General features: G+C 56.7%; 4 protein-coding genes. 3 read left to right on the top strand and 1 reads right to left on the bottom strand.

The features are described 5' to 3' along the window. Window positions 1-496 precede the first annotated feature (496 nt). The 3 genes from glpD to ACEQ15_RS15265 are packed head-to-tail and all read left to right on the top strand — an operon-like array spanning window position 497 to window position 3862. The gene (gene glpD, locus ACEQ15_RS15255; RefSeq protein ID WP_370280085.1) at window positions 497-2017 is read left to right on the top strand and encodes a glycerol-3-phosphate dehydrogenase; all 1521 of its coding nucleotides are present in this window, start codon (window positions 497-499) and stop codon (window positions 2015-2017) included. Between the two features lie 56 nt (window positions 2018-2073). Next, window positions 2074-3327, top strand: a complete 1254-nt coding sequence (locus ACEQ15_RS15260) for an ATP-binding protein (protein ID WP_370280086.1) — start codon at window positions 2074-2076, stop codon at window positions 3325-3327. Further along, entirely contained in the window at window positions 3320-3862 is a 543-nt protein-coding gene (locus tag ACEQ15_RS15265) for a response regulator transcription factor (protein ID WP_370280087.1), read from the top strand. Before ACEQ15_RS15260 ends, ACEQ15_RS15265 begins: the two co-directional genes overlap by 8 nt. 4 nt (window positions 3863-3866) lie before the next feature. On the opposite strand, the gene ACEQ15_RS15270 is transcribed toward ACEQ15_RS15265, so the two are convergent. Continuing rightward, window positions 3867-4503, bottom strand: a 637-nt coding sequence (locus ACEQ15_RS15270) for an energy-coupling factor ABC transporter permease (RefSeq protein WP_370280088.1), incomplete at its 5' end; no start/stop codon positions are given.

Below are 4503 nucleotides of genomic sequence, written 5' to 3' on the forward strand. Positions count from 1 at the left end.
AGTAGGCACAAGGCCTACAGCTAGGTTTGTGTCCTGGAATTTGGCTAAAAACGGTCAATATGGCGATTTGTACTCAAGTGTGTACACACTTTCCGAGGTTACGCTTGAACATCATTGAAAAGCAAAGAAACGAGAAAAAGACAAAAAGCCTTTAAATTCAGTACGTAGAGATGTGATTGTGGTGTCCAATGAAAGGTGGTTTTAAGCGTTGAAAGGCTGGGCGGCATCGGGGTGAGAGATAATCGCGAACGTCCTTCTGCGCTTTACCTCGTCGATGATTGATGAAGCCATCTTGATCTTTTCACTCCCGTGCAACGTTTTGACGTGCACATCGTATTTTCGGGTCTGGTGCGCCCGTATATAAGGGCCACACTAAAAGGCGGGCTATTTTACCGAAATTGCCTCCTTCACACCATCCGCTAAGCCCTGGAATGGACACGGCAAATATAATCTGATCTAAGCTTCCAAGGGGCAGTTCACTCAGGAGTACCTAGCGATGCAGTCCAATCGACTGACCTACGATCTGCTTATTATCGGCGGCGGCATCAACGGCGTGGGTATCGCTGCGGACGCAGCAGGTCGCGGTCTCAGCACGCTGCTCTGCGAAATGAATGACTTGGGCTCAGCCACTTCCTCCAATAGCAGCAAACTGATCCACGGTGGCCTGCGCTATCTGGAGTACGGCGAATTTCGCCTGGTGCGTGAAGCACTTGCGGAGCGGGAGGTACTGCTGCGCAACGCCCCCCACATCACCCGCCCCCTGAGGTTTCGCCTGCCCCACCGCCCGTATCTGCGCCCTGCTTGGCTGATCCGCCTGGGGCTCTTTCTATATGACAGGCTGGCTGCACGCGATACCCTGCCACCGTTCAAAACGGTTACCTTTGGGGAAAACAGCCCCCTCAAAGCGGATATAACTCAGGGGTTTGAGTATTCGGATGGTTGGGTGGACGATGCCCGCTTGGTTGTCCTGAACGCTATGGCCGCCCGGGATAAAGGTGCCACAATCCTGACGCACACCCGCTGCATCTCCGCACAACGACAAGCGCACGGCTGGCAGGTATCGCTGCTTGATCAACAAAGTGGCATTAACCATGACGTTTCTGCCCATGCCCTGGTGAATGCTGCAGGCCCCTGGGTATCCAGTCTGTTTCCGGAAGTTATGCACAGCCAGCCCCCCAAGCAGATCCGCATGGTGAAGGGTAGCCATATCGTGGTACCACGCCTGTACAACAGTCCCGAGGCCTATATCCTGCAGAATGCCGACCGCCGTATCGTGTTTGTTATTCCTTACGAGGAAAAGTTCTCGCTGATTGGCACCACCGATGTGGAGTACCACGGTGACCCCGGCGCCGTAAAGATCAGCCCGGACGAACGCGATTACCTGATCTCGGTGACCAACCAACACTTCCGGCACCAGCTGCAGTCATCGGATGTAGTGCTGGACTACGCCGGGGTACGCCCCCTGCTGGATGACCAGTCCGACAGCGCCCAGTCTGTCACCCGGGACTACAGCTTCGAAGTCGACGCCTCGGAGAATCAATCACCGCTGCTCTCGGTGTTCGGCGGTAAAATCACCACCTACCGCAAACTAGCACAGGCGGCGATGGACAAGCTGGCGCCGTTTTTTCCCGATATTGGCCCTCACTGGACTGCCAATAGTCCACTGCCGGGTGGCGACTTTGACAGTCCCACACAGCTCCAACAAACACTCAATGCCCATTATCCCTGGCTGCCTCCAGAGATCACCCACCGCTACGTGCACAGCTACGGCACCCGGTGTCACAGATTTTTAAAAGGCGTGGATAACCTCGATGCAATGGGTACTCACTTCGGACATGGACTTTATAGCGCAGAGGTAGACTACCTGATTGATCAGGAGTGGGCATCCAGCGGCGAAGACATCCTCTGGCGACGCAGTAAGCTAGGCCTGCACCTGAGCATCAAACAGCGAGCCGATCTTGAGCACTACCTGGAATCCCACCCCACACTGACACAAAAACGGACCGGGAACGCCTGACAATGCGACATTTTGCCCCGCTGTTTTTAGCGGCAGCTCGGGTATAATCGGCCGCTATGGCCAACCACCACAACAACCTCCTGCAACTGACCTACATCCGCACCGTCACCCTCTTTGGGCAGAGTGCGGCGATTCTGTTTGCCCTTTATATCCTGCAGGCGGATCTCAATGTGTGGATTCTCGCTTCCACTCTGGCTGCACTGGCGTTGATGAACCTGGCCACTTATGCCCGGTTGCGTTCCGGCTGGCCGGTGACCGAACCGGAGTTCTTCACCCAGCTGGTTGCCGACGTTGTGCTATACGGCTGTCTGCTGTTCCAGACCGGTGGCGCCACTAACCCCTTTATCTTCCTGCTGCTTGTCCCGTTGATCATCTGCTCAGCCACCCTGTCGCAACGATTCAGCCTGATGATGGGCGGACTGGTGATCGGCATTTACAGCTCGTTGCTGTTCTACTTCATCCCGATTATCGAAGCCGACACGCGCCACCAGCACGCCCTGCTTAACCTGTTTGACCTGCATATCACCGGCATGTGGATAAACTTCCTGCTCACCGTGGGCGTGGTGACCTGGTTTATCGTGCGTATGCGCCAATCGATGGATCGGCAACAGGAACGCCTGGAAGAGGAGCGGGAAAAGCGCATTCACGATCAACAACTGCTTTCCCTGGCAACCATGGCCGCCGGCACCGCCCACGAACTGGGCACGCCACTGAGCACCATGCGCGTACTCGTGAGCGAACTGAAAGCGGAACGCGAGGATGACCCGGAGCTGCAGGAAGACCTGGACCTGATGCGCCAGCAGATCGATGCCTGTAGCGAACGCCTGCAGCAGTTCACTCGCTCGGTGCGGGAAGAGCAGGCCTCCCAGCGCCTCGAACCGTTCGGCGATATACTGCAAGATGTGATCGAACAGTGGATGATCCAGCGGCCCGATGTGACCCACCGCCTGATCATGGAATCCAGCGGCGCCACTCCGGTCATTCGTAACAGTACCTCCCTGCGCCAGTCGGTCCTCAATATCCTCAACAACGCCGCAGATGCCGCGCCCAAGGATATCGAGGTGAGTCTGAACTGGGATGACAACGATATCACCCTGCTGATCCACGACCAGGGCCCGGGCCTGTCACTGGAAGCGCACGACAATCTCGGCAAGCCGTTTGTATCAACCAAGGGACGTGGCCTGGGGATCGGCCTGTTCCTGACTGCCACCACCCTGGCGCGCTACGATGGCACTGTGCGCTTGTACAACCATCCCGATGGCGGCACGCTGACTGAAGTAATCATTCCAAGGAGCAATCAGAATGACTGAACTGGAAGGCAAACGCCTGCTGATCGTTGACGACGATCCAACGTTTACCCGCATTCTGGCCCGCGCCATGAAACGACGGGGCCTGGAAGTAACCGTCGCCCACAGCGTCGAGGAAGCCGAGAGCGTCCTGAGCTCGCTCACACCTGACATGGCCACCGTGGACCTGAAGATGGAGACCGCCTCCGGCCTGACGTTGATTCCGAGCCTGCGCGCAGCCAGCGACGAGATGAAGATTCTGGTGCTGACCGGCTACGCCAGTATCACCACCGCGGTGGAAGCGATCAAACTGGGCGCAACCAACTATCTGCCTAAACCGGCTGACGCCGATGAGATTTTGGCAGCGCTTGGCAAAATCCAACCCGACCCGGATATCGAGGTGAACCAACAGCCGATGTCCGTCAACCGGCTGGAGTGGGAGCACATTCAGAAGGTACTGGCCGAGCACGATGGCAACGTATCCGCCACCGCCCGTGCCTTGGGCATGCATCGTCGCACCCTGCAACGTAAGCTGTCAAAGAGACCAGTTAAGCAGTAACCACTTACTGCTCGTCGATGTAGCGACGGGCATCGAAGGTCCGCACCCAGTCCGGGTGAAAGACCAGTATTCCGGTCATGATGATGCCGTTCATCAAGCCTTCGGGGAACATGATCAGTGGCAAGTACTGGATGTACTCGTGGTTGATCTTGGCCCAGGTATAAACACCATCGAGCCAGAGCACGGTACCGGTCGCCAGGCCCGATGCCGCCGCCGATAGACCCGCACCGAAGAACCCACACAGAAAGAGATAAACGAAGAAGTTTTTCGTTAACTTCGCCTCCACCACTTTAAGAACCAGCAAGGTCACCATCGATGGCAGCAATACCGAGCACACCGCGTTGATCGGCAGGCTATCCCAGCCTTCGCGGCCAATCAGAATCATGCCCAGCAAGGCACCGGTCCCCGCCACGATGGCCAGATCCCAGCCAAAGATCAGTGTCAGGGCGGTTACCCCCAAAAAATGAATACCCAGCCCCGGCGAGATCCCGGCACGCATACTCCACATCACCATCAGAAAAACAGTGGCGCCCAGAAAGAAATGCTGCAGGCGGCGGTTGGACTTCAGGATACTCCAGGGCACTCGGTACAAGGCATACCCGAGCACCGGCAGATAGATTAGCAGACTCAACCAGAACCAG

Origin of the sequence: Pontibacterium sp., assembly GCF_964228735.1 — a bacterium.
Lineage (GTDB): Bacteria > Pseudomonadota > Gammaproteobacteria > Pseudomonadales > Balneatricaceae > Pontibacterium.